Genomic DNA, 21,345 nt, shown 5'->3' with positions numbered 1-21,345 from the left:
CTCCTCAGTCGCGCGGTGGTTGCAGGTCGTAGGTGACGCCGGGGTGCTCGGCGGCGCGCGCCTTCAGCGCGGGTTTGGACACCCGCTCGGACGGGGTGCGCGGGAAGTCGGCGACGAATTCCACGTAACGCGGGAGTTTGAAACGCGCCAACTGATTCCGCGCGCCGTCGAGGATCCGCTGGGCGGTCTCACGGCTCGCCGCCACGCCGGGCGCCAGTTGCACGAAGGCCTTGACCTCCTCGCCGAACAACTCGTCCGGCACGCCGACCACGGCGGTGGCGACCACGCTGTCGTCGCGTTCGAGCACGCGCTCGACCTCGGCGCTGGCGATGTTCTCCCCGCCGCGGCGGACCATGTCCTTGATCCGGCCGATCAGCCGGTAGCTGCCCGCCTCCCGGACGGCGACGTCACCGGTGTGCAGCCAGCCGTCGCGCAGGGTCTGCGCGGTTTCCTCGGGGCGGTTCCAGTAGCCGAGCATCATCGGCGTGCCCGAGGTGATCAGCTCACCGGACTCGCCGTCACCGACGTCGCGGCCCTGCGGGTCGACGACGCGGACCTGCTTGGTCGGCACCGGTTGCCCCAGTCGGCCACTGCCCACGTCCTCGGTGTTCTCGACGTGGCTGAACAGGTCGACGCCGCTCTCGGTCATCCCGAAGATCTCGCGCCACGGTGCGCCCCACCGCTGTTCGAGCTCGGCGTGCAGGGCGACGGGGATCGCCGAACAGAGCACGATGCGCAGGTCGTTGTCGCGGTCCTGCGGGGTGGGCGGTTGCTTGAACAACAGCGTCGGCATGGAACCGAGCACATAGATGAACGTGGCCCGGTGCTTGCGCACATCGGCCATGAAACCGGAGGCGGAGAACCTGGGCAGCACCACCAGCGGCGCACCGATCGTCAGGCACAGCGCGGTGTTCCACTGCGGGTCCATGTAGGAGAACGGCTGGGAGGTAAGCACGACGTCGTCGGCGCCGAGGCTGTTGGCGTTCGCGCAGAACCAGCCGATGCGGACCCAGTAGTCATGGGTGAGCATGCACGCCTTGGGGAATCCGGTCGTGCCCGAGGTGTATTGGAGGTTCGCGAGCGTGTCGGGGGTGATCTCCACCGCGGGCCGCTGCGCGGGGTGGGCGGCGAGTTCGGCCGGCGACGCGGCATCGACGATGCGCACATCGGCCAGCTCGCCGTTCGTGGCCCGCACCTGTTCGACCAGCGCGGTGTGCGCCGCGTCGGTGAACACCACCCGGGCGCCGGAATCCTGGAGCACGAATTCGAGATCGGCCCGCTGATACGACGAGTTCACCGGAACCGTCACCGCGCCCGCCTTGAGGACCGCCAGCCAGGCGACCGGCCACTGCACGATGTTGGGGAGCATGATCGCGACTCGATCACCGGGGCGCACGCCGTCCTCGACGATCAGGCGTCGAGCCAGGCGGGAGGTCCAGTCGTCGATCTCGGCGAAGGTCCACGACCCGTCGGCGAAGCGGAGGAATTCGCGGTCGGGCGAGCGGACGGCCTGGTCGGCAAGGAGCTCGACGAGGGTGCCGATCGGCGGGTCAACGGCCAGCCGTTCGAGCGCGAGCGCGCGTTCGGGGTGGACCGGTTCGACTTGGGTCATGTCGTCCTCTTCGCGGTTGCCAGGCGGCGGGTCGTCGTCGATCGACCTGCGGTCGACGGGGGCTGCGCGCCGTGACGGGTGTTCTCGATGGGGGCCTGGATCGCCGGGTGAGTGCGACCGTTCGGCGGCGGAAATGTGAGGCCTGCCATAACAGTAGCCGTAGTTAGTCATATGATCAAGGCGAATGACTAACTTATCCGGCGCTCCGCGCTCCCGTCGTCGGAGGAAGCACTGGCCGCCCTGCTGATGTCGGCATGACTTGATCAATCGTTCAGATTGCCTGGACAGGAGTACCGCATGGCTCGCATCCCCGCCGCTGAACGTCGCGCCGACCTGGTGGCCGCGGCCGTCCGCGTGATCGCCGCCCACGGGGTGGACGGAGCGACCACGCGCCGCATCGCCGAGGCAGCCAACGCTCCCCTTGCCACGCTGCACTATTGCTTCGCCACCAAGGAAGCCCTGTTCGCGGCGGTGTTCGAGTACCTCGCCGGCGAGTATCGCGACGTGCTGATCCGCAACGACGTCCACGGCGACGTGCAGACCACCGCACGGGCACTGCTGCGCGGCGTGATGGAGTGGTATCGCGAGAACCCGGCCTTCGGCGCGACGATCATCGAGCTGATCAGCTGGGGGCAACGGGAGGGCACGCAAGCCCAGGTGGTGTACAAAGCCGCCTTCGACACCATGCGCACGATCCTCGGCGCGCCGCGGACGGCGGCGGGCCGCCGGGTCGCGCCGGAAACCATCGACCAGTTGATCTACCTGGTGGCCGCGTTGTCCGACGGCTTCGCACTCAACTGGCTGGTGTTCACCGACGAGGCCGCGGCGCAGGGGCAGATGGAGCTCACCCTCGGCGCGCTCGACGCGTGGATGGCCGCCCATCTCGGCGACGGCCCCGCCGCGACGCCCGCTGCCCAGGCCCCCGCGCGCACTCCCGAACCGAGGATGCGCTCCCTGGTGTCCTGGGTGGGCGTGGACTGACCGCACACCGGACCGGCCGTGCCACCGAAATGACTGTGGCCACCACGAAACGGCAGTGGCCACAGTCATTTTCGCTCAGCGTGGTGCCGCGGCCGCGTCGACGAGCCAGCGCAGGGCGCCGTCGTCGGTGATCATCCACTCCGGATGCCACTGCACGCCGAGCACCGGGGCGCCGGGCAGCTCGACAGCCTCCGCGACGCCGTCGTCGGTGCGACCGGTGACGACCAGCCCCGCGCCGCACCCGTCGATCGCCTGGTGGTGCCACGAATTGGTGACCAGCCGATCGCCGAACACCTTCTGCGCCATCGTCCCCGGCTCGAAGCTGACGGCGTGCTCGGGGTCGCCGTCCGAGAGTGGACCGGTCGCCGCGAGGTGCTGGATCGGCCCGGCGGGCAGGTCGGGAATCAGCGTGCCACCGAGGGCCACGTTGAGCACCTGCATGCCACGGCACACCCCGAGCAACGGGATCCGGCGCGCCAGCGCCATCCTGGTGAGCGCGATCTCGAAGCGGTCGCGGTCGGGATCATGCACCGACGGATGGTCCACCGCGGCGATCTCACCGACCACCGATTCGTCGCCACCCCAGCACCGCGGGTGCACATCCTGACCGCCGGTGATCACCACCCCGGACAGCCAGTCCCCGAGCGCTTCGGGATCGGCGTCGTAGGGCAGCATCACCGGCACCCCGCCCGCGCGCGTGATGCGCTCCGCGAAATCGGCGAAGAAGGCGTCGGTGAGACGCTGACCGTAGCCCGGGTGACTGCCGCTGATCAGCCCCATCCTGAACCGGCGGCCGGTCAGTCCGATCAGCGGCTTCACCGGGTTCGAGCGCGCGGTCACGGGAACTCGAAGTAGCGCGCGGACTCCCACTCCGACAGCTCGGCGAACGGATCGCCGCCGGTGGTGTGGAACTGCATCCATTCCCAGCGCCGCGTGCCGATCCAATAGTCGACGAACTCGTCTCCGAGCTGCTCGCGCAAAATCAGGTCGGACTCGAGCGCGTCGGCCGCCTTGGTGATGGTGTCGGGCAGCCGTTCCAGGTCGGGTGCGCACCAGGCCATGTCGCTGACCGGTTCGGCCGGTTCGAGCGCGCCGTCGATACCGGCGATCACACCGGCCAGGATGGTCGCGACCGCGAGGTACAAGTTGGCGTCGGCGCCCGGTACGCGGTACTCGAGGCGGGAGTACTTCGGATGCCCGCAGACCGCGCGTACCGCGGTCGTCTTGTTGGCGATGCCCCAGGTCACCGTGGTCGGCGGGCCGCTCAGGTCGACCAGGCGACGGTAGGAGGTGATCTGTGGGAGCATCACCGAGGTCGCCCCGCGCATCGTCGCGAGCAGTCCGGCGACCGCGTGCCGCATGGTGTCCGACGGCCCGTCGGGGGCGTAGAAGGCATTCGCGCCGTCGCGGTGCAGCGACAGGTTGACGTGCGAGGCCTGGCCGTAGCCCGCGGTCGGCTTGGCCATGAAGGTGACGGTGTGACCGAGTTCGAAGGCCACCTCGCGCATCACCTGCCGGGCGCGAGCCCAGTTGTCGCACACCGAGATCGGGTCACCGGGCACGAGATTGAGCTCGACCTGGCCGGCCGCGTCCTCGTCGCTCCACGCCTCCCACTCGATGCCGATCTCCTCGAGCCGCCGCGCGACCGCCGACATGTAGTCGACCCAGTCCTTGGACTTCGCCAGGTTGTAGGCGGTGCCTGCGGAGCCGCCGAGCGGGGTGAGATCGCGATACCCCTTCGCCCGCGCCTCGTACACCGACTCCTGGAACAGGGTGGCTTCGATCTCGACGGCGATCGTGGCGGTGAAACCACGTGTCGCGAGCCGGTCGACCATCCGCCGCGCGAGATTCCGCGGGCAGGTGCCGACCGGGGTGCCGTCGGGCTGCCAGTAGTCGCCGATCACCGACTGCACACCCGGCGCCCACTGCACCAGCGTCGACAGGTCCGGACGGAACTGCAGGTCGGCGAGATGGCCGCGCCAGTCGGGGTAGGCGAATCCGAGGGTCGGCGCGTTGCCGAGGTCGAGGCCGAACAGCAGGTCGGCCATGGCGAAGCCCGAATCCGCGCACGCGGTGAACTTCGCGGGCGCGATGTTCTTGCCGTGGAAGGAGCCGTCGTGGTTGGTGGACTCGATCCGCACCGTGTGGACGCCGGGCTGGAGAACCGTTGCGGCGGTGGCATTTTCAGACATCGTAACGAACCTTCCAGGAGGCGGCGACCAGCACGGACAGCTGCGAGAGGGTGCCGCGCACGCCGACGAGGCCGGTGGACAGGGCAGCGAGCAGATCGACCGCTCCGGTGAAGACGGCGGCCAGCAGCTCGGGCGGGCCCGCGATGACGTAGTGGGTCTCCCCCTCGCCCGCGACGACCTGGTCCACGCCGTCGGGGCCCTCGGTGACGGCGACCAGCGTGTCGGGGATGCCGGGAACCGTGCGTCCCTTTTCCCAGAAGCTCACCGCGGCGGTCTTCCAGTCCGGCAGCGGCGGCGAGAGCAGCGCGGTGGCCACGGCCGCGAGTTCCGCCGACCCGGTGGGCTCGCCGACGGGGGCGAAGAACTGGTTCAGGTCGACGGTCACGTCGAAGTCGGGCTCGATGTGCACACCGCCGGTCACCTCGATCGCACGGTCGGCAAGGGTGATCGTGGCCGCCTGCGGGGTGTCGTGGGAACGGATCGCGATCGTGCCGGTCAGCCCGGCAGGCAGCAGTGAACTGTCGGCGCGGAGGGAATCGGTGATGGTCCGGGCGATCAGCCGGACGATCGGACTCGCGTCGTCCTCCATCCGGATGTCGACTTCGCCGACCGCGTCGGTCCCGCGCGTCGCGGGACCGATCGTCGTTTCGGTCATCAGGTTGTCCTTTCGATGCGACGAGATCTGTGCGCGGTAACACTCGTCGACAGCGGATCCCACATGGAACGTGATTTCTAGTCAGATGTCTGGATCACGTGACTATGATGGTGAGGCACAGATCACTTTTTGTCAAACGACAACCGAGGATTTCTCATGAACGACGCCGCTCCGGCCTGCTGGGCCCTGCTCGACGACCAGGCCGCCGCCGTGGCCGCGATGATCGGCCGGCTCCTGCCCGAACCCCTGCACGTTCTCGGCCCGCAGCAGGCCCGCGCGTTGCTGAACTCCGCCCCGTCCGCCGACCCGATCACCCGCCTCGATCATGTCGAACAACTGACCGTGCCGACCAGGTCGGGCACCATCGCCGCCCGCCTCTACCGCACGGATGACACACCGGCGGGCGGCGCCGCTCCCACTCTGGTCTACCTGCACGGTGGCGGTTTCGTCCTGGGCACCCTGGACGGTTGCGACGAGCTGTGCCGCGCGATCGCCGCCGGGTCCGGCTGGACGGTCGTCTCCCTCGACTACCGGCTGGCGCCGGAGAACCCCTACCCGGCGGCGCTGCACGACTGCGTCGATGCCTACGCCTGGCTGACCCGATCGGCCACCGATCTGGGCATCGACGCCGGCCGGATCGCGGTCGGCGGCGATTCGGCGGGCGGCAATCTCGCCGTCGCCCTGCTCCTGTCCCTGCGCGAGCAGGGCGGTGCGCTACCGGTCGCGCAGGTGCTCGCCTATCCCGCCGTCGACGACACGTTCAGCCGCGCGTCGTGGACGGAATCCGCCGACGCGCCGCTGCTCGGCGCCGCACAGGGCCGCTGGTTCTGGGAGCAGTACACCGGTGTCGGACACCCCGGCGGCGATCCGCTGGCCGCGCCGATGCGCGCGGAATCGTTGCGGGGGCTGCCGCCCGCACTGGTCCTGACCGCGGAGGTCGACCCGATCCGCGACGACGCCGAGGCCTACGCGCAGCGGCTGCGCGCCGAGGGCGTCGCGGTGTCCTCGACCAGGTACCGCGGCGTCTTCCACGGCTTCTTCACCGAGGTCGGGGTGTTCGCGCAGACCACGGCGGCGATCGACGAAGTGTGCCGGTTCCTGCGCGAACTGCCCCGCGACCGGCGGCTCGCGCGCGGGCGAGGCGAGCCCTGTTGACGACCGGCAAGCCCGGCGATACTTTATGAGTCACTTGTCATAGTCAGATGATCATATTCATGATCGTCCACCGGACCCACCGCTGTCCCCCGCACGTTCTGCACGCACCCGGACACTCGAAGGCACTCCCATGACACACTCCACCCCCGAACCGCTCGACGTCATCTGCGTCGGAGCGGGGTTCTCCGGCCTCTACGTCGCCTATCAGGCCAGGCAGCACAACTGGTCGTTCGCCGGGTTCGAGACCGCGCCCGATGTCGGCGGCACCTGGTACTGGAACACCTATCCCGGCGCTCGCTGCGATGTCGAGAGCATCTACTACTCCTACTCGTTCAGCGAGGAACTGCAGCAGGAGTGGACCTGGAGCGAACGCTTCGCCGCGCAGCCGGAGATCCTGCGCTACATCAACCATGTGGCCGACCGGTTCGACCTGCGCAAGTACTTCACCTTCAACACCAAGGTGTGCTCGGGCCGTTGGCTGCCCGCAGAACACCTCTGGGAGGTGACCCTCGGTTCCGGCGAGGTGCGCCGCTGTCGCTACCTGATCTCGGGCACGGGCGGGCTGTCCACGCCGAAGGAATTCGACGTTCCCGGAATCGACAACTTCACCGGGATCAAGGTCTCCACCAGCCGCTGGACGATCCCGCTGGCGGATCTGGCAGGCAAACGCGTCGCCGTGATCGGCACGGGATCGTCTGCGGTGCAAGCGATTCCGCATATCGCCGCCGTCGCCGAACAGCTCACCGTCTTCCAGCGCACGCCGAACTATGTGTTTCCCGCGCGCAACGCGCCGTTGGCACCGGAAGACGTCGCCCGGGTCAAGCGCGACTACCCCGCGATCCGCGAGGAGTGCCGCCACTCCCCCGGTGGCATCCCCGACCGCCCCGTCACCGACAAGGCCTTCGACGTCAGCGACGCCGAGCGCCGGCGCCGCTACGAACAAGCGTATGAGCGCAGCGGCTTCCTGGGTGTCGGCGCCGAATTCGCCGACCTGCTCACCGATGCCGAGGCGAACAAGACCGCCGCCGACTTCGTCTGCGGCAAGATCCGCGAGATCGTGCACGATCCGCGGACCGCTGCGCTGCTCGAACCGCGCTTCCACCCCCTCGGCGCCAAGCGCAGCGTATTCGGCACCGACTACTACGAGACGTTCAACCGCCCGAACGTTTCACTGGTCTCGCTGCGCGAGGAACCGATCGAGACGATGACCGCCGACAGCATCGTCACGAGTGCGGGCAGCTACGAGGTGGATGCGATCGTGCTCGGCATCGGCTTCGACGCCTTCACCGGACCGCTGTTCGGCCTCAATCTCTCCTCCCAGGATGCGGGCAGCCTGCAGCGCGCATGGAGCGATGGGGTGCGCACCTTCCTCGGCATCATGACCGCGGGCTTCCCGAATTTCTTCATGATCGGCGGTCCGCAGAGCCCGGCCATCGTCAGCAATGTGATCGTCACCATCGAGCAGGCGGTCGACTGGGTCACCGACCTGATCGAACACGCGCGGGCTCGGGGCGCCGAGGTCATCGAGGCGACGCCGGAGGCCCAGGACGAATGGGTCACCATCTGCGAGGACATCGTCGGGAAGACCCTCTACGCCACCACCGATTCCTGGTATCGCGGTTCCAATGTCGTCGGTAAGCCGTCCACCTTCCTCGGCTATGTCGGCGGGGTGGGCAAATACCGTCGCATGTGCGCCGAATTGGCCCGTCGCGGCTACCCGGGTGTGCTGCTCGACGGCGAGACCGTCGACCGCAAGATCGGCCGAATCGACGAGGACATCGATTAGCCCGATCGTGCGGCGCGGGAGATCGTTGGTCCGGAGCGGGTCATCGGGCCTCTCGCTGCTTGCGCAGCTCGTTCTTGGCCAGCGCGTTCTTGTGGACCTCGTCGGGACCATCGGCGAAGCGCAGAGTGCGGTTGCCCGCGTAGGCGGCGGCCAGCGAGAAGTCCTGGGAAAGACCGGCGGCGCCGTGCACCTGGATGGCCTTGTCGAGAATCCACTGCACGGTGGCCGGGGTGGCGATCTTGATCGCCTGGATCTCGGTGTGGGCGCCCTTGTTGCCCACGGTGTCCATCAGCCACGCGGTCTTGAGCACCAGCAGCCGCAGCTGCTCGATCTTGACCCGCGACTCGGCGATCCAGTCCCGGATCACCCCCTGGTCGCTGAGCGGTCGGCCGAAGGCCACCCGCTCCTCGGCGCGCGCACACATCGCCTCGATGGCCCGTTCGGCCACGCCGATGGCGCGCATGCAGTGGTGGATGCGGCCCGGGCCGAGCCGGGCCTGCGCGATGGCGAAACCGTAACCCTCCCCGCCGATCAGGTTCGCGGCGGGGACGCGGACATCGGTGAACGTCATCTCGGCGTGGCCGCCGTGCTCGTGGTCGTCGTAGCCGAAGACCTCCATACCGCGTTCGATCACCACGCCGGGGGTGTCGCGCGGGACCAGGATCATCGACTGCTGACGGTGCCTGCTCGCCTGCGGATCGGTCTTACCCATCACGATGAAGATGCGAGCGTTCGGGTTCATCGCGCCGGTGATCCACCATTTGCGGCCGTTGATCACGTAGTCGTCGCCGTCGCGTTCGATGCGGGTGGCGATGTTGGTGGCGTCGGAGGAGGCCACGTCGGGCTCGGTCATCGCGAACGCCGACCGGATCCGGCCGTCGAGCAGCGGCTCGAGCCACTGTGTGCGCTGTTCCTCGGTCCCGAACTGCGCCAGCACCTCCATGTTGCCGGTGTCCGGCGCCGCGCAGTTGAGCACGGCCGGGGCCAGATGCCCACTGCGGCCGGTGATCTCGGCCAGCGGCGCGTACTGCAGGTTGGTCAGCCCGGCGCCCTCGTCGCCGGGCAGGAACAGATTCCACAGGCCTCGGCGGCGGGCCTCGGCGCGCAGTTCGGCCAGTACCGGCACCGAATCCCACGCCCAGCGGTCCTCCAGCTGGGCGAGTTGCTCGCGGAACACCGGCTCGGCCGGGTAGATGTGGGTCTCCATGAATTCCAGGAGCGAGGCACGCAATTCCTCGGTGCGGGCGTCGTAGGCGAAATCCATCAGCGGTACTCCTTCACTGCGGTGAGTCCGGTCTCGAGGAGCGGCTCGATCGCCGAACCGATGACATCGAAACCCTCGCCGACCGTCTGGCCGTGCAGATAGCGGTAGTGGATGCCCTCGAGGATCGCGGCCAACTTGAACGCGGCCAACCCGAGGTAGAAGCCGAACCGGGACATGTCGCGCTCACTGCGCGCGGTGTAGCGGGCGATGATCTCGTCCTCGGACAGGAAGCCCGGTGCCGCCGTCGCGTCGGCCACCACGGCGCCGCCCGCCCTGGCCGCGAGCCGGCCGTAGACGACCATCAGCGCGAGGTCGGTGAGCGGATCACCGAGAGTGGCCATCTCCCAGTCGATCACCGCCACCAGCCGGTCCCGGCTGTCGGTGAGCACGTTGTCGAGCCGGTAGTCGCCGTGCACGATGCCCACCGCGGACTCGGCGGGCACATCCGCGGCCAGCAGCGCGTGGAGTTCGTCGGCCAGCGGCAGCTCGCGGGTGCGTGAGGCGTCGAGCTGCTTCTTCCAGCGGCGCACCTGGCGTTCGAGAAAGCCCTCCGGCCGACCGAAGTCCGCCAGCCCGATCGCCGCCGGGTCGACCGCGTGCAGCGTGGCCAGGGTGTCGATCAGGCCGGCCGAAATCGCCCTTGTCCGTTCCGGGCCCAGGTCGGCCAGTTCCGCGGCGGTCCGGTAGGGCCTGCCCTCGATGCGCTCCATCACGTAGAACGGGGCACCGATCACGCTGTCGTCCTGGCACAGCGCGTACATCGCCGGTACCGGTACCTCGGTCTGCCGCAGCGCGGCCATCACCCGGTACTCGCGGGCCATGTCGTGGGCGGTGGCCAGCACGTGCCCCAGCGGAGGCCGCCGCACGATCCAGCGGGTGGTACCGTCGCCGATCTCGTAGGTCAGGTTCGACTTGCCACCGGCGATGAGGGTGCCGGTGAGCGCGGTGCCCGTCATCGGCAGGTGCTCGCGCAGCCAATCGGACAGCCGGTCGAGGTCGAGGCCGGGCAGGTCGGACCGGGTGGTCATCCGGCCACCACCAGGGTCAGCGACTCGACCACACAGACCGGTTTGTCGCCGCCCGCCCGCTCGACGGTGACGGTCGAGGTGACCAGGTGCCCGGCCGCGCCCGGTGCCACCGAGACCAGCTCGACCCCGGCACGCACCGTCGAATCCACCGGTACCGGGGCCGGGAACCGCAGCTTGTTGGAGCCGTAGTTGACCGCCATCCGCACGCCCTCCACCCGGTAGATCTGCGCGACCAGCAGCGGCACCAGCGACAGGGTGAGGTAGCCGTGCGCGATGGTGGTGCCGAACGGGCCGTTCGCCGCCTTCTCGGCGTCGACGTGGATCCACTGGTGGTCACCGGTCGCGTCGGCGAACGCGTTGATCTGCGACTGCGTGATCGTGTGCCACTCCGAGTAGCCGAGATGGGACCCGACCGCCGCCTCGAGCTCGGCCACGCCGTGGAACGTCCTCATGCCTTCGGCCCTCCCGCGACATACAGCACCTGGCCGGACACGAAACCGGCGCCCTCGCTGACGAAGAACGACACGGCGTGCGCGATGTCCTCGGGCACACCGGTGCGCGCGACCGGAATCTCCTTGGCCGCAGCAGCTTTGAAATCCTCGAACGGAACACCGATACGCTCGGCGGTGGCCGCGGTCATCTCGGTCTCGATGAAGCCGGGCGCGATGGCGTTGGCGGTGATGCCGAACTTGCCGAGCTCGAGGGCGAGGGTCTTGGTGAAGCCCTGCAGGCCCGCCTTGGCCGCGGCGTAGTTGGCCTGGCCGCGATTGCCGAGCGCCGAGGTGCTCGACAGGTTCACGATGCGACCGAACTTCGCCTCGGTCATGTACTTCTGGACCGCGCGCGTCATCAGGAACGACCCGCGCAGGTGCACGTTCATCACGGTGTCCCAGTCGTCGGTGGTCATCCGGAACAACAGGTTGTCACGGATGACGCCCGCGTTGTTGACCAACACGGTGGGCGCGCCGAGTTCGGCGGCCACCCGCTCGACGGCCGCGGCGACGGCGGCTTCGTCGGCCACGTCGGCGCCGACGGCGATCGCGGTGCCGCCCGCGGCCTGGATCTGCTCGACGACCGGCTTGCAGGCGACCTGGTCGAGGTCGATCACGGCGACGGCCATGCCGTCGGCGGCCAGGCGCCGGGCGACGCCCGCGCCGATGCCGCGGGCGGCGCCGGTGACGACAGCGGTCGTGGTCTGGGTGCTCATGAATATCTCCTGGAGTCGAATGTGGTTGTCAGACGCCGCCGGTCAGGGTGATGCCGCCGTCGAGGACGAGGAGCTGGCCGGTGATCCAGGCGGCGTCGTCGGAGAGCAGGAACGCCACCGCACCCGCGATGTCCTCGGGCACGCCGAGCCGCTTCAGCGGATAGGTTCCGGCGAGTTCCTGTTCGCGGCCCTCGTAGAGCGCGGTGGCGAACTTCGTCTTCACCACGGCCGGGGCGACCGCGTTGACGCGCAGGTCCGGCCCGAGTTCCACGGCCAGTTCCTGGGTGAGGTAGGTCAGCATGGCCTTGCTGGCGCCGTAGAAGCCGATCCCGGGCGCCGGTTTGATCCCGGCCACCGAGGACACGTTGACCACCGCGCCGCCGTGTTCGGCCATCCACGCCTTGTGCGCGCGCTGGGTCCACGACAGCGCGGCCAGGCAGTTGACCTCGATGATCTTGCGCGCCGCGGCCAGGTCCATGTCGATCAGCGCACCGTAGACCGGGTTGATCCCGGTGTTGTTGACCAGCAGGTCGGCGCCGCCGAAGGTCTCGATCGCCCGCGCGACGGTCTCCTCCTGGTGCTCGAGGTCGTCGGCACGTCCGGCGACGCCGAGCGCGTGCTCGGCCCCGCCCAGCTGCCGGACCGCCTCGTCGAGGGCGTCCTGCTTGCGCGCGGTGATCACCACCTTCGCGCCGTCGTCCACCAGGCGCTGCGCGATGGCCAGGCCGATGCCGCGGCTGGCGCCGGTGACGATCGCGGTCCTGCCGGCGAAACGGCCGGTCACGACAGCCGCTCCAGCACCATGGCCATGCCCTGGCCGCCGCCGACACACATGGTCTCCAACCCGAATTGCTTGTCGTGGAAGCGCAGCGAGTTGATCAGGGTGCTGGTGATGCGGGCGCCGGTCATGCCGAACGGGTGGCCCACCGCGATCGCGCCGCCGTTGACGTTCAGCTTGTCTTCCGGGATACCGAGTTCGCGGGCCGAGCCGAGCACCTGCACGGCGAACGCCTCGTTGATCTCGACCAGGTCGATGTCGTCGATCGTGAGACCGGCCCGGCCCAGCGCCTGCTTGGACGCCTCGATCGGGCCCAGGCCCATGATCTCCGGGGACAGCGCGGAGACGCCGGTGCTGACGATGCGCGCGAGCGGGGTGATGCCCAGATCCCTGGCCTTGGTGTCGGACATGATGACCAGCGCCGCCGCGCCGTCGTTGAGCGCGCAGCAGTTGCCCGCGGTGACGGTGCCGTCGGGCCGGAACACCGGCTTCAACTGGCTCACCGCCTCCATGGTGACGCCCGCGCGCGGGCCGTCGTCGGCACTGACCACGGTGCCGTCCGGCAGCGTGACGGGGGTGATGTCGGTGGCCCAGAAGCCGTCGGCGATGGCCTTCTCGGCGAGGTTCTGCGAACGGACACCGAACGCGTCCTGTTCGGCGCGAGTGATGCCGGTGAACTGCGCGACATTCTCCGCGGTCTGGCCCATCGCGATGTAGACGTCGGGCAGGAGACCCTGCGCGCGCGGGTCGGCCCAGTCGGCGGCGCCCCCGCTCGCTCGTTCGGCCGTGCGGGCGACGGCGTCGGCGAAGACCGGATTCTGGGTGTCGGGCCACCCGTCGGCGCTGCCCTTGCCGAACCGGCTCACCGTCTCCACGCCCGCGGAGATGAACACCTCACCCTCGCCCGCCTTGATGGCGTGCAGCGCCATCCGGGTGGTCTGCAAGCTGGAGGAACAGTAGCGATTCACGGTGGTGCCGGGAACCGTGTCCAGCCCGGCCAGCACCGCCACCGTGCGGGCCATGTTGAAGCCCGATTCGCCCGCGGGCTGCCCGCAGCCGAGCAGAAGGTCCTCGACCTGGGCCGGGTCCAGGGCGGGCACCTGGGCCAGCGCGGCCCGCACCATCTGCACGGTCAGGTCGTCGGGACGCATCTCCTTCAGCGAGCCCTTGCCCGCCCGCCCGATCGGGGAACGGGCAGCGGCGACGATCACAGCTTCCGGCATCGAATCTCCTTTGATGACTAAGCGCTTGCTTAGTAGCATAGTGCAGGGTGGTCCGGGTCACCGTCAACAGTGATCAGGACTCGCCCCCTGTTGACCACATCACACCCGCCGTGACCGGAGCGGCCGGACCGAGGCGAGATAATGGCGATCCCATGACCGACATCACCGAACCCCGCGGCGATTCGACCCGCGCACGCCTGCTGGAAGCCGCCGTCGAGGCATTCGCCGAGAAGGGCTTCAACGGGACGACGACGCGCGATATCGCCGGAGCCGCCGGCATGAGCCCGGCCGCGGTGTATGTGCATCACAAATCCAAGGAAGAGCTGCTCTACCTGATCTCGCGAGCGGGCCACGACGAGACACTCGAGCTGATCAGGAAAGCGGCCGCCTCGTCCAGCGATCCGGCGACCGCGTTGCGCACCGTGATCTACGATTTCGCGGTCCATCACGCCCGCGCGCACACCAGCGCCCGGATCGTCAACTACGAGCTGAACTCACTGAGCCCCGAGCACCTGAACGAGATCCGGGCCATCCGCCAGCAGATCGACCAGACCATGCGCGACCTGGTGCAGCGCGGGATCGAGCAGGGCGTCTTCGACATCCCCGACGCGCGCATCGCATCCACCGCCCTGCTCTCCCTCGGCATCGACATCGCCCGCTGGTACCGCGACGCGGGCCACTGGACCCCGGAGGACATCGCCACGGCCTATGCCGAGATGGCATTACGCATCGTCGGCGCGGCCTGACCCGGCCCGCACCGGGGGCGATCAATTCGACAGCGGCGCACCGAGGTGAACCGCGGCGGCTCGAACGTGTACATCACGGTCCCGCCATCGGCCACGAACCGATCGGCGTGGCCAGCCGACCGGCGCGATTCACCTGGTGTGGGTGAGGTGCGGGGAGAGGCGGGGTGCTTCGGTGGTGTAACCCCAGATTTCGCACGGACTGGCGATGAATTGCACAGCCTCGCCGGCATCGGCGCACTGTCGGGGCTCCGACACGAGCAGGAAGCCGAGCTGCGCGAGGTCTTCGCCGACTGACCAGCAGTGTTCGACTCGATAGCCGAGGGGAAGTCATGAACGCTTACCCACCGATCGCCGAGCACGGGATCATCGGCGATCTGCAAACCGCGGCATTGGTCTCGTCGACGGGCACGATCGACTGGTGGTGCAGTCCACGTTTCGATTCACCGAGCCTGTTCGCTTCGCTGCTGGATGCCGAGCGCGGCGGATACTGTCGAATCGCCGCCGACACCGGCAAAGACGACACTCGGGCGCGGCAACTGTATCTATCGGATACCGCGGTGCTGATCACCCGCTTCATGGCGCCGGACGGCGTGGGCGAGGTCATCGATTTCATGGACCCTCTCCAAGAGCCGGTGGCAACCGATCGGCATCGGCTCGTGCGGATCGTACGAGTGGTACGGGGGTCGCTGCCGTTCGGGTTCACCTGCCGGCCGCGCTTCGACTACGCCCGCGCCGCACACACGCTCACCACGCCCACACCGGATCGCGCCGTATTCCACAGCGCTGATCTCGATCTGCACGTGCAAGCCAGCGACCCGATATCACTGCGTCGCGACGGCAACGACCTCTCCGCGACGTTCACCCTCGAGGCGGGACAGACGGCGGTGCTGGTGCTGACCACCACCGCCTCCGGTGGTGCCGTGAGCGACCTGCCGGCACGGGACGAGGTGCTGGCCGGGTTCGAGGCGTGCCGGGAATTCTGGCAGACCTGGCTGCGGTCGTGTACCTACCGGGGACGGTGGCAGGACATGGTGAAACGCTCCGCGATCACCTTGAAACTGCTGACCTACGCGCCCACCGGAGCGCCGGTCGCGGCCTTGACGATGGGGTTGCCGGAACAGGTCGGTGGTGAACGGAACTGGGACTATCGATATACCTGGGTGCGGGATGCTTCGCTGTCGGTGCGCGCCCTGATCGACCTGGGATTCACCGAGGAGGCCGCCGGTTTCCGGCGCTGGTTACGCGATCGTGTTGATGCCGGTGCGACCGCCTCCGGGGAACCGTTGCAGATCATGTACCGCATCGATGGTGCACCCCACCTCGACGAAGAGGTCCTCACCCATTTCGAGGGCTACCAGGGTTCGGCGCCGGTGCGAGTGGGCAACGCCGCCGCCGATCAGATCCAGCTCGATATCTACGGCGAGGCCGCCGACGCGCTGGCGCAGACCACCGATATCGGCAGCGTCAGCGGCTGGCGAGCGTTCGCCGGGCTCCTGGACTGGCTCGCGGACAACTGGGACCGCCCCGACGAAGGGATCTGGGAAACCCGCGGCGGCCGAAAGAACTTCACCTACAGCCGGTTGATGACCTGGGTGGCGTTCGACCGCGGAATACGGCTGGCCACCGAACACGCGCGACCGGCCGACCTGACTCGGTGGACCCGCGAACGCGACGCGGTGTTCACCCAGATCATGGACCGTGGCTGGAGTCCGGGACGGCAGGCATTCGTTCAGCACTTCGACTCCGAAGTCCTCGACGCCGCCCTGCTGCTCATGCCGAAGATGGGTTTTCTGGCGCCGCACGACCCGGACTGGCGAAGCACCCTCGACGCGATGGACAGCGAGCTGGTCAGCGACAGTCTCGTGTACCGCTACGATCCGGCCGCCTCACCCGACGGGCTCCGCGGGGCCGAGGGCACGTTCAACCTGTGCAGCTTCCTGTATGTCGAGGCGCTCGCTGCCGCCGGCCGGGTCGGCCAAGCCCGCTACGCCTTCGACAAGATGCTCACCTACGCCAACCACGTGGGCTTGTTCGCCGAAGAGATCGGGCCTTCCGGTGAGCAGCTGGGCAACTTCCCGCAGGCCTTCACCCATTTGGCGCTGGTCGGCGCCGCCATGGCGTTGGACGCGCGGCTCGACGACGCCGAGTCCACACCGATGACCGCGACCTGACCATGGCGGTGTCCGGCGATCGTCCGCGCGGGGTCCTGCTGCCCTTGGCGCTGGCACAGTTCATCTGCAGCTTCGCCGGCTCCAACATGAACGTGATGATCACCGACATCAGCGACGACCTGAACACCACCGTCCACGGTGTACAGCTCACCATCACCCTTTTCCTGTTGGTGATGGCCGCGCTGATGATCCCCGGCGGCAAGCTGACCGACCGCTACGGCCGAAAACGCTGCTTCGTCACCGGTCTCGCGGTGTACGGCGTCGGCGCGCTCGTCTGTGCGCTCGCGCCATCGCTCGGTGTGCTGATACTGGGCAACTCGATTCTCGAAGGGATCGGCACCGCGATGCTGATCCCACCGGTCTACATCCTCGCCACCCTGCTGTTCACCGATTCCGACGCACGGGCACGGGCTTTCGGCACAATCATGGCGCTCGGCGGGGTCGGGGCAGCCGCCGGCCCGCTGATCGGCGGTTTCATCACAGACACCCTGAGCTGGCGCGCCGCCTTCGTGTTCCAAGCCGCGGTCGTCCTCGTCATCATCGTGTCCAGCCGGCGGATCCTCGACCCGCTACCGCCGGACCCGGCCCGGCCATTCGACGCCCGCGGGGCAGTCCTGTCGGCAGCCGGCCTGATCCTGCTCGTCGCGGGCATCCTCGCCGCCGACGACAGTCTCTTCCTGGCACTCGCGCTCAGCATCGGCGGCGCGCTGGCACTCACGGTCTTCTTCGTCACCGCGCGGGCAACCGAACGTGCCGGTCGCGAACCCCTGCTCTCCACACGCCTGTTCGGCAATCGCACAGCCAATCTCGGGTTGATCACCCAGAACATCCAGTGGTTGGTACTCATGGGCACCTCGTTCGTGGTCTCGGCATACCTCCAGGTCGTCCGCGGCTACAACGCCATCCAAACCGGCGTCATCTTCACCGCCGCCACCGCCGGGCTCCTCGCCACCTCGCTGTCGGCCGCGTGGCTGGCCCGGCGGCGGACCCGTCGCGCCCTGATCATCATCGGCTTCGCCACCACCATCGCCGGCATCGCGGTCCTCCTCGCCCTGGCGGGCCGCTCGGTCAACCCATGGGGATTCGCCCCCGGCCTCCTGCTGATCGGAGTCGGGCTCGGCACCATGCTCACGCCCTCGGTCGACATCGTCCAATCCGCGTTCAGCGACAGCCTGCAAGGCGAGATCTCGGGACTGTCCCGCAGCATCTCCAACCTCGGCTCCTGCCTGGGCACCGCCATCGCCGGGACCATCCTGGTCGCCGGCCTGACCACCCACGCATATGCCGCCGCCATGATCGCTCTGGCCGTGGCCGCCGCCGCCGGCCTCATCGCGGCCATGTTCCTGCCCCGCAGCCGAAGCACCACGCGAGCCGGTAGCCGCAGCGGGTGAACGCCGGCACGCACGTGAACACCCTGGAGCAGGGAGGACGACAGTGGATTCCAGTCCGGACAGCCTGCTGCACCGGCCGTTGTTCTTCCGGCGAACCCCACTGGACCGAAGCAACGCCGCCAGCCGTATCAGCGCTTACATCTACGGCAACATCCTCGCGCTGACCGCACTCGTCCCCATCGTCACCGCCGAAAAGCACCTCGGGATACTCGTCGTCCTCGGTACGTCCGCCTCGACGTTCGTCGCCCACAGTTTCGCCGAATCGGTCGCTCGCACAGTGCGCGACCAGGAAACGCCCACCCTCACCGACCGCCTTCGCGAACTCCGCAACTCGGTGCCCATCCTCACCTCCGCCATCCTCCCCTGTCTTGTTCTCGCCGCGGGATGGTTGGCCTGGCTCGAACCGCGCAACGCCCAAATCCTCGCCGAGGTCGTCATTCTCACCCGCATCGGTGGCATCGCCTTCGTCATCGGCAGGCTCCGCGGCCGGCGACCCACTCGCACCACCCTGCTCACCGCACTCCTGCTCACACTCGCCGCCACCCTCGTCGTCATCGTCAAGATCGCCCTCACGCACTGATCGTCGAGTCGCACCGCGATCCGCTCCCGTGAGCGGTGCTGCTGGGGCACGGCTGGCCGCCACATTCAGCTCGGCAGGTCTCGGCTCACATCACCACCTGACTGCGGCGCCCACGGCATGTGCGCAGCCGGTTCCAATTTCATCGGCGGGGTCGTTGTCGAGCCGGTTCGGTGGCACGTGGATGCGGCCTGGCCGCAGCCGCAGGCAGGCGCCGGTGGTCCATGGTCGAGCTGCCGCCGGGGACGAGACGGCGCATCGCGGCGATAGGGTGAGGTCGTGCCGTCCGTCGAAGCCCTCATCACCTTCGCCCTCGCCTCGCTGATCCTCATCGCCATCCCCGGGCCCAGCGTGCTCTTCGTGATCGGTCGTTCCCTGTCCCTCGGGCGGCGCGGCGGGCTGTGGAGCGTCGTCGGCAACGAGTTGGGCGGGCTGATCCCCATCACCGCCGTGGCCTTCGGCGTCGGCTCGATCGTCGCGCAGTCCGTCGCCCTGTTCACCATCGTCAAGATCCTCGGCGCGTCGTATCTCGCCTACCTCGGCGTGCAGGCCATCCGGCATCGGAAAGACGGGCTGGGCAAGAGCGCCGCCGTCACGCCCCGAGGCGTCTCCTCGCCCACGGTGCTCCGCCAAGGGTTCATCGTGGGAGCGACCAATCCGAAGACGATCGTGTTCTTCGTCGCGGCACTGCCCCAGTTCGTCGACTTCCATGCCGGGGCCGTCCCGGTGCAGATGCTCGTGCTCGGCGTCGTCTTCACGGTGATCGCCTTCCTGTGCGATGCCACCTGGGCGTTGATCGCCGGCTCGGCACGGACGTGGTTCGCCCGCTCGCCACGACGGCTCGCGGCGGTGCGGGCGAGCGGAGGCGGCATGATGATCGGCCTGGGCGGGACACTCCTGCTCGCCGAGAGCAAGGCCTGACCCCCGCGCCGCCGAGCAGCGAGAAGACGATCGCTGCACCGCGCCGCGGCGTCGGAGAAGGCGCGCAGCGTCAGCGCGATCCCTCGATGGCAACGCAGCGGGGACGGCGCCTACGAGCCGGTGTCCGCGCGTGACGTGCATTCGGCACGGCGGCGTGATGACCGGCACGGTGTGTCGCGCACCTGCTCATGTACACGGTTGACTTGCGAGTCGTTTCCGTCGTCCGCGGCACCGCTCCTGCACGTCGCCGGCGTGTCCGTCCGACTCATCGACACCAGAACCCGGATGTCGGCGCGACGCTCGAGGGTGGCGGAGGTGCAGGTGCCATCGGCGTCGAGGGGCCGACGATGGGGATGTACCACAACGATCGCGACCGGCGCCGCTTCGGCGAACGGCGGCCCCCAGGTGGCCGTGGCCCAGCCACAGGGGCGCACGGTGACGTGATAGCGGATATGCTGGTGATGCAGCATTGATGGCATCGAGCGTCGCGCTGCTATCAACAAGAGTGGCTGTGAGGAGTGGATAAGCGCATGAAGAACGTGACGATCCGGAATCTGAGCGACGAAGTACACCGCGCCATCCGCCAACGCGCGGCCGCCAACGAACGCAGCATCGAAGCCGAGATGCGCGCCATCCTCACCGAAGCGGTCAAACCGACCGAGCGGACCAAGATCGGCACACTCCTCGCAGGCGTCATCAGCGAAGAGAGCCGGCTCACCGACGATGAACGCGACATCTACTTCGGCCGCGACCAGACCCCGCACGAGCCGATGGTGTTCGGCCAGTGATCATCCTCGACACCAACGTCATCAGCGAACCCACCACCAAGGCCCCCGACGAACGGGTCATGGCATGGCTCGACGCCCAAGTCAGCGAAACCCTGTACCTGTCGGCCGTCACCGTCGGCGAACTCCGCTACGGCATCGCGACCATGCCTAGCGGGCGCCGCCGCGACGAGTTCACCGACTGGCTGGAGAACCACACCCTGCCCGCGTTCACCGGCCGCATCCTGGCCTACGACCTGAATGCCACCACGGAATACGCCCGCCTGATGTCGCAGGCCCGCGCTCAGGGGCTCGCAATCGCCGTCGCCGACGGCATGATCGCCGCCACCGCGGCCGCCGCAGGCTTCGCCGTCGCCACCCGCGACCGGTCACCGTTCGAGGCAGCCGATGTGCCCACTATCGACCCCTGGCACTAGTCCACGGTCCGGCAGCAGGCCATCTCGATCGCCGCTGTTTCGGCGCGCAACGCCTGGCCCACCCCTGATCAGAGCGGGCACACCACGGCCGGCTCCCGGTTGCACCGATCGTCAGCGCGTCATCTTCGAGAATCGTGAAAGTCTCGCTCACTGGGATTCCCGCTTTCATGGGATCGCCATGAGTGAGGACGGAGCGCAACTCCCGCTCATGCCGGTGACGGTACCGACCCGCCCGCCCCTCCTACGGCCCTTCCGGGAGATGAAACCGGGAACTACGGCCCTGGACGCACACCGGGCAGGCTTCGTCAGCTGGTTGATTCCGCTCGCACCCCCAGCACCCTGGCCCGGACCCGGAAGTCTCGTAGTCGCAGCCGGTCGGGACCGTCCCCCATGCCGGCGAAGGCAAGCCACGGCAAGCCCGCTTGTCCCATCACCGACGAGGCCACCCACCCTCCTG

The 21,345-nt window shown here is 68.6% G+C and carries 20 protein-coding genes; 10 read left to right on the top strand and 10 right to left on the bottom strand.

All coding sequences use genetic code 11. The features are described from left to right. Positions 1-4: 4 nt before the first annotated feature. Positions 5-1,612 carry a class I adenylate-forming enzyme family protein gene (locus AMO33_RS03110; protein WP_060590375.1) on the bottom strand — a complete coding sequence of 536 codons (1,608 nt, stop codon included), beginning with the start codon at positions 1,610-1,612 and terminating at the stop codon, positions 5-7. 297 nt (positions 1,613-1,909) lie between these two features. On the opposite strand from AMO33_RS03110, the gene AMO33_RS03105 reads away from it, so the two are divergent. Continuing rightward, complete coding sequence (locus AMO33_RS03105) at positions 1,910-2,593, top strand: TetR/AcrR family transcriptional regulator (protein ID WP_060590372.1); 684 nt, start codon at positions 1,910-1,912, stop codon at positions 2,591-2,593. 75 nt (positions 2,594-2,668) lie between these two features. Here AMO33_RS03105 and AMO33_RS03100 read toward each other — a convergent pair whose 3' ends face one another. From AMO33_RS03100 to AMO33_RS03090, 3 genes are read right to left on the bottom strand one after another with little or no spacing between them, the layout of a single operon-like run. Continuing rightward, positions 2,669-3,373: a gamma-glutamyl-gamma-aminobutyrate hydrolase family protein gene (locus AMO33_RS03100; protein WP_228791224.1), complete on the bottom strand. Its 705-nt coding sequence runs from the start codon at positions 3,371-3,373 to the stop codon at positions 2,669-2,671. Between the two features lie 56 nt (positions 3,374-3,429). After that, on the bottom strand, positions 3,430-4,785 hold the full coding sequence (locus AMO33_RS03095; RefSeq protein WP_060590368.1) for a glutamine synthetase family protein: 1,356 nt from the start codon (positions 4,783-4,785) through the stop codon (positions 3,430-3,432). Next, the gene (locus AMO33_RS03090; RefSeq protein WP_060590366.1) at positions 4,778-5,440 is read right to left on the bottom strand and encodes a hypothetical protein; all 663 of its coding nucleotides are present in this window, start codon (positions 5,438-5,440) and stop codon (positions 4,778-4,780) included. Before AMO33_RS03090 ends, AMO33_RS03095 begins: the two co-directional genes overlap by 8 nt. 156 nt (positions 5,441-5,596) lie before the next feature. Here AMO33_RS03090 and AMO33_RS03085 point away from each other — a divergent pair, with 156 nt between their 5' ends. Both AMO33_RS03085 and AMO33_RS03080 read left to right on the top strand, forming a co-directional pair. Next, a complete protein-coding gene (locus tag AMO33_RS03085; protein WP_060590364.1) occupies positions 5,597-6,595 on the top strand; it encodes an alpha/beta hydrolase in 999 nt (332 codons plus the stop codon). Between the two features lie 130 nt (positions 6,596-6,725). Continuing rightward, positions 6,726-8,381, top strand: coding sequence for a flavin-containing monooxygenase (locus tag AMO33_RS03080; RefSeq protein WP_060590362.1), 1,656 nt, complete (start codon positions 6,726-6,728; stop codon positions 8,379-8,381). Between the two features lie 40 nt (positions 8,382-8,421). Here the strand turns inward: AMO33_RS03080 and AMO33_RS03075 are convergent, their stop codons facing one another. Genes AMO33_RS03075 through AMO33_RS03050 form a run of 6 tightly spaced genes read right to left on the bottom strand, consistent with a single transcriptional unit; the run spans position 8,422 to position 13,881 of the window. Further along, positions 8,422-9,645 (bottom strand): acyl-CoA dehydrogenase family protein, encoded by a 1,224-nt coding sequence (locus AMO33_RS03075; protein WP_060590360.1) that lies wholly within the window; start codon positions 9,643-9,645, stop codon positions 8,422-8,424. Further along, the gene (locus AMO33_RS03070) at positions 9,645-10,673 is read right to left on the bottom strand and encodes a phosphotransferase family protein (RefSeq protein WP_060590359.1); all 1,029 of its coding nucleotides are present in this window, start codon (positions 10,671-10,673) and stop codon (positions 9,645-9,647) included. The genes AMO33_RS03075 and AMO33_RS03070 overlap by 1 nt, the downstream gene beginning before the upstream one ends. After that, positions 10,670-11,125 carry a MaoC family dehydratase gene (locus AMO33_RS03065; RefSeq protein ID WP_060590357.1) on the bottom strand — a complete coding sequence of 152 codons (456 nt, stop codon included), beginning with the start codon at positions 11,123-11,125 and terminating at the stop codon, positions 10,670-10,672. The genes AMO33_RS03070 and AMO33_RS03065 overlap by 4 nt, the downstream gene beginning before the upstream one ends. Beyond that, entirely contained in the window at positions 11,122-11,880 is a 759-nt protein-coding gene (gene fabG / locus AMO33_RS03060; protein WP_060590355.1) for a 3-oxoacyl-ACP reductase FabG, read from the bottom strand. Before fabG ends, AMO33_RS03065 begins: the two co-directional genes overlap by 4 nt. A gap of 28 nt (positions 11,881-11,908) precedes the next feature. Next, positions 11,909-12,664 (bottom strand): SDR family oxidoreductase, encoded by a 756-nt coding sequence (locus AMO33_RS03055; RefSeq protein WP_011209944.1) that lies wholly within the window; start codon positions 12,662-12,664, stop codon positions 11,909-11,911. Continuing rightward, complete coding sequence (locus AMO33_RS03050) at positions 12,661-13,881, bottom strand: acetyl-CoA C-acetyltransferase (protein WP_060590353.1); 1,221 nt, start codon at positions 13,879-13,881, stop codon at positions 12,661-12,663. The genes AMO33_RS03055 and AMO33_RS03050 overlap by 4 nt, the downstream gene beginning before the upstream one ends. A gap of 152 nt (positions 13,882-14,033) precedes the next feature. Here AMO33_RS03050 and AMO33_RS03045 point away from each other — a divergent pair, with 152 nt between their 5' ends. The 7 genes from AMO33_RS03045 to AMO33_RS03015 all read left to right on the top strand — a co-directional run bounded on the left by AMO33_RS03045 (position 14,034) and on the right by AMO33_RS03015 (position 20,888). Next, on the top strand, positions 14,034-14,627 hold the full coding sequence (locus AMO33_RS03045; RefSeq protein ID WP_060590351.1) for a TetR/AcrR family transcriptional regulator: 594 nt from the start codon (positions 14,034-14,036) through the stop codon (positions 14,625-14,627). Between the two features lie 329 nt (positions 14,628-14,956). Next, positions 14,957-16,798 (top strand): glycoside hydrolase family 15 protein, encoded by a 1,842-nt coding sequence (locus AMO33_RS03040; RefSeq protein ID WP_060590348.1) that lies wholly within the window; start codon positions 14,957-14,959, stop codon positions 16,796-16,798. Positions 16,799-16,800: 2 nt separating this feature from the next. Further along, positions 16,801-18,189 carry an MFS transporter gene (locus AMO33_RS03035; RefSeq protein WP_011209948.1) on the top strand — a complete coding sequence of 463 codons (1,389 nt, stop codon included), beginning with the start codon at positions 16,801-16,803 and terminating at the stop codon, positions 18,187-18,189. Between the two features lie 43 nt (positions 18,190-18,232). Further along, complete coding sequence (locus AMO33_RS03030; protein ID WP_011209949.1) at positions 18,233-18,769, top strand: hypothetical protein; 537 nt, start codon at positions 18,233-18,235, stop codon at positions 18,767-18,769. A 276-nt stretch (positions 18,770-19,045) separates the two neighbouring features. Continuing rightward, on the top strand, positions 19,046-19,687 hold the full coding sequence (locus AMO33_RS03025) for a LysE family translocator (protein ID WP_060590346.1): 642 nt from the start codon (positions 19,046-19,048) through the stop codon (positions 19,685-19,687). A 530-nt stretch (positions 19,688-20,217) separates the two neighbouring features. After that, complete coding sequence (locus AMO33_RS03020; RefSeq protein WP_060590344.1) at positions 20,218-20,475, top strand: FitA-like ribbon-helix-helix domain-containing protein; 258 nt, start codon at positions 20,218-20,220, stop codon at positions 20,473-20,475. Then, the gene (locus tag AMO33_RS03015; RefSeq protein ID WP_060590342.1) at positions 20,472-20,888 is read left to right on the top strand and encodes a type II toxin-antitoxin system VapC family toxin; all 417 of its coding nucleotides are present in this window, start codon (positions 20,472-20,474) and stop codon (positions 20,886-20,888) included. Before AMO33_RS03020 ends, AMO33_RS03015 begins: the two co-directional genes overlap by 4 nt. Positions 20,889-21,345 lie beyond the last annotated feature (457 nt).

The organism is Nocardia farcinica, assembly GCF_001182745.1.
In the GTDB taxonomy this organism is placed as follows: domain Bacteria; phylum Actinomycetota; class Actinomycetes; order Mycobacteriales; family Mycobacteriaceae; genus Nocardia; species Nocardia farcinica.
The sequence above is the reverse complement of the archived record's forward strand: the minus strand, read 5'-3'. Positions and strand labels throughout refer to the sequence as shown.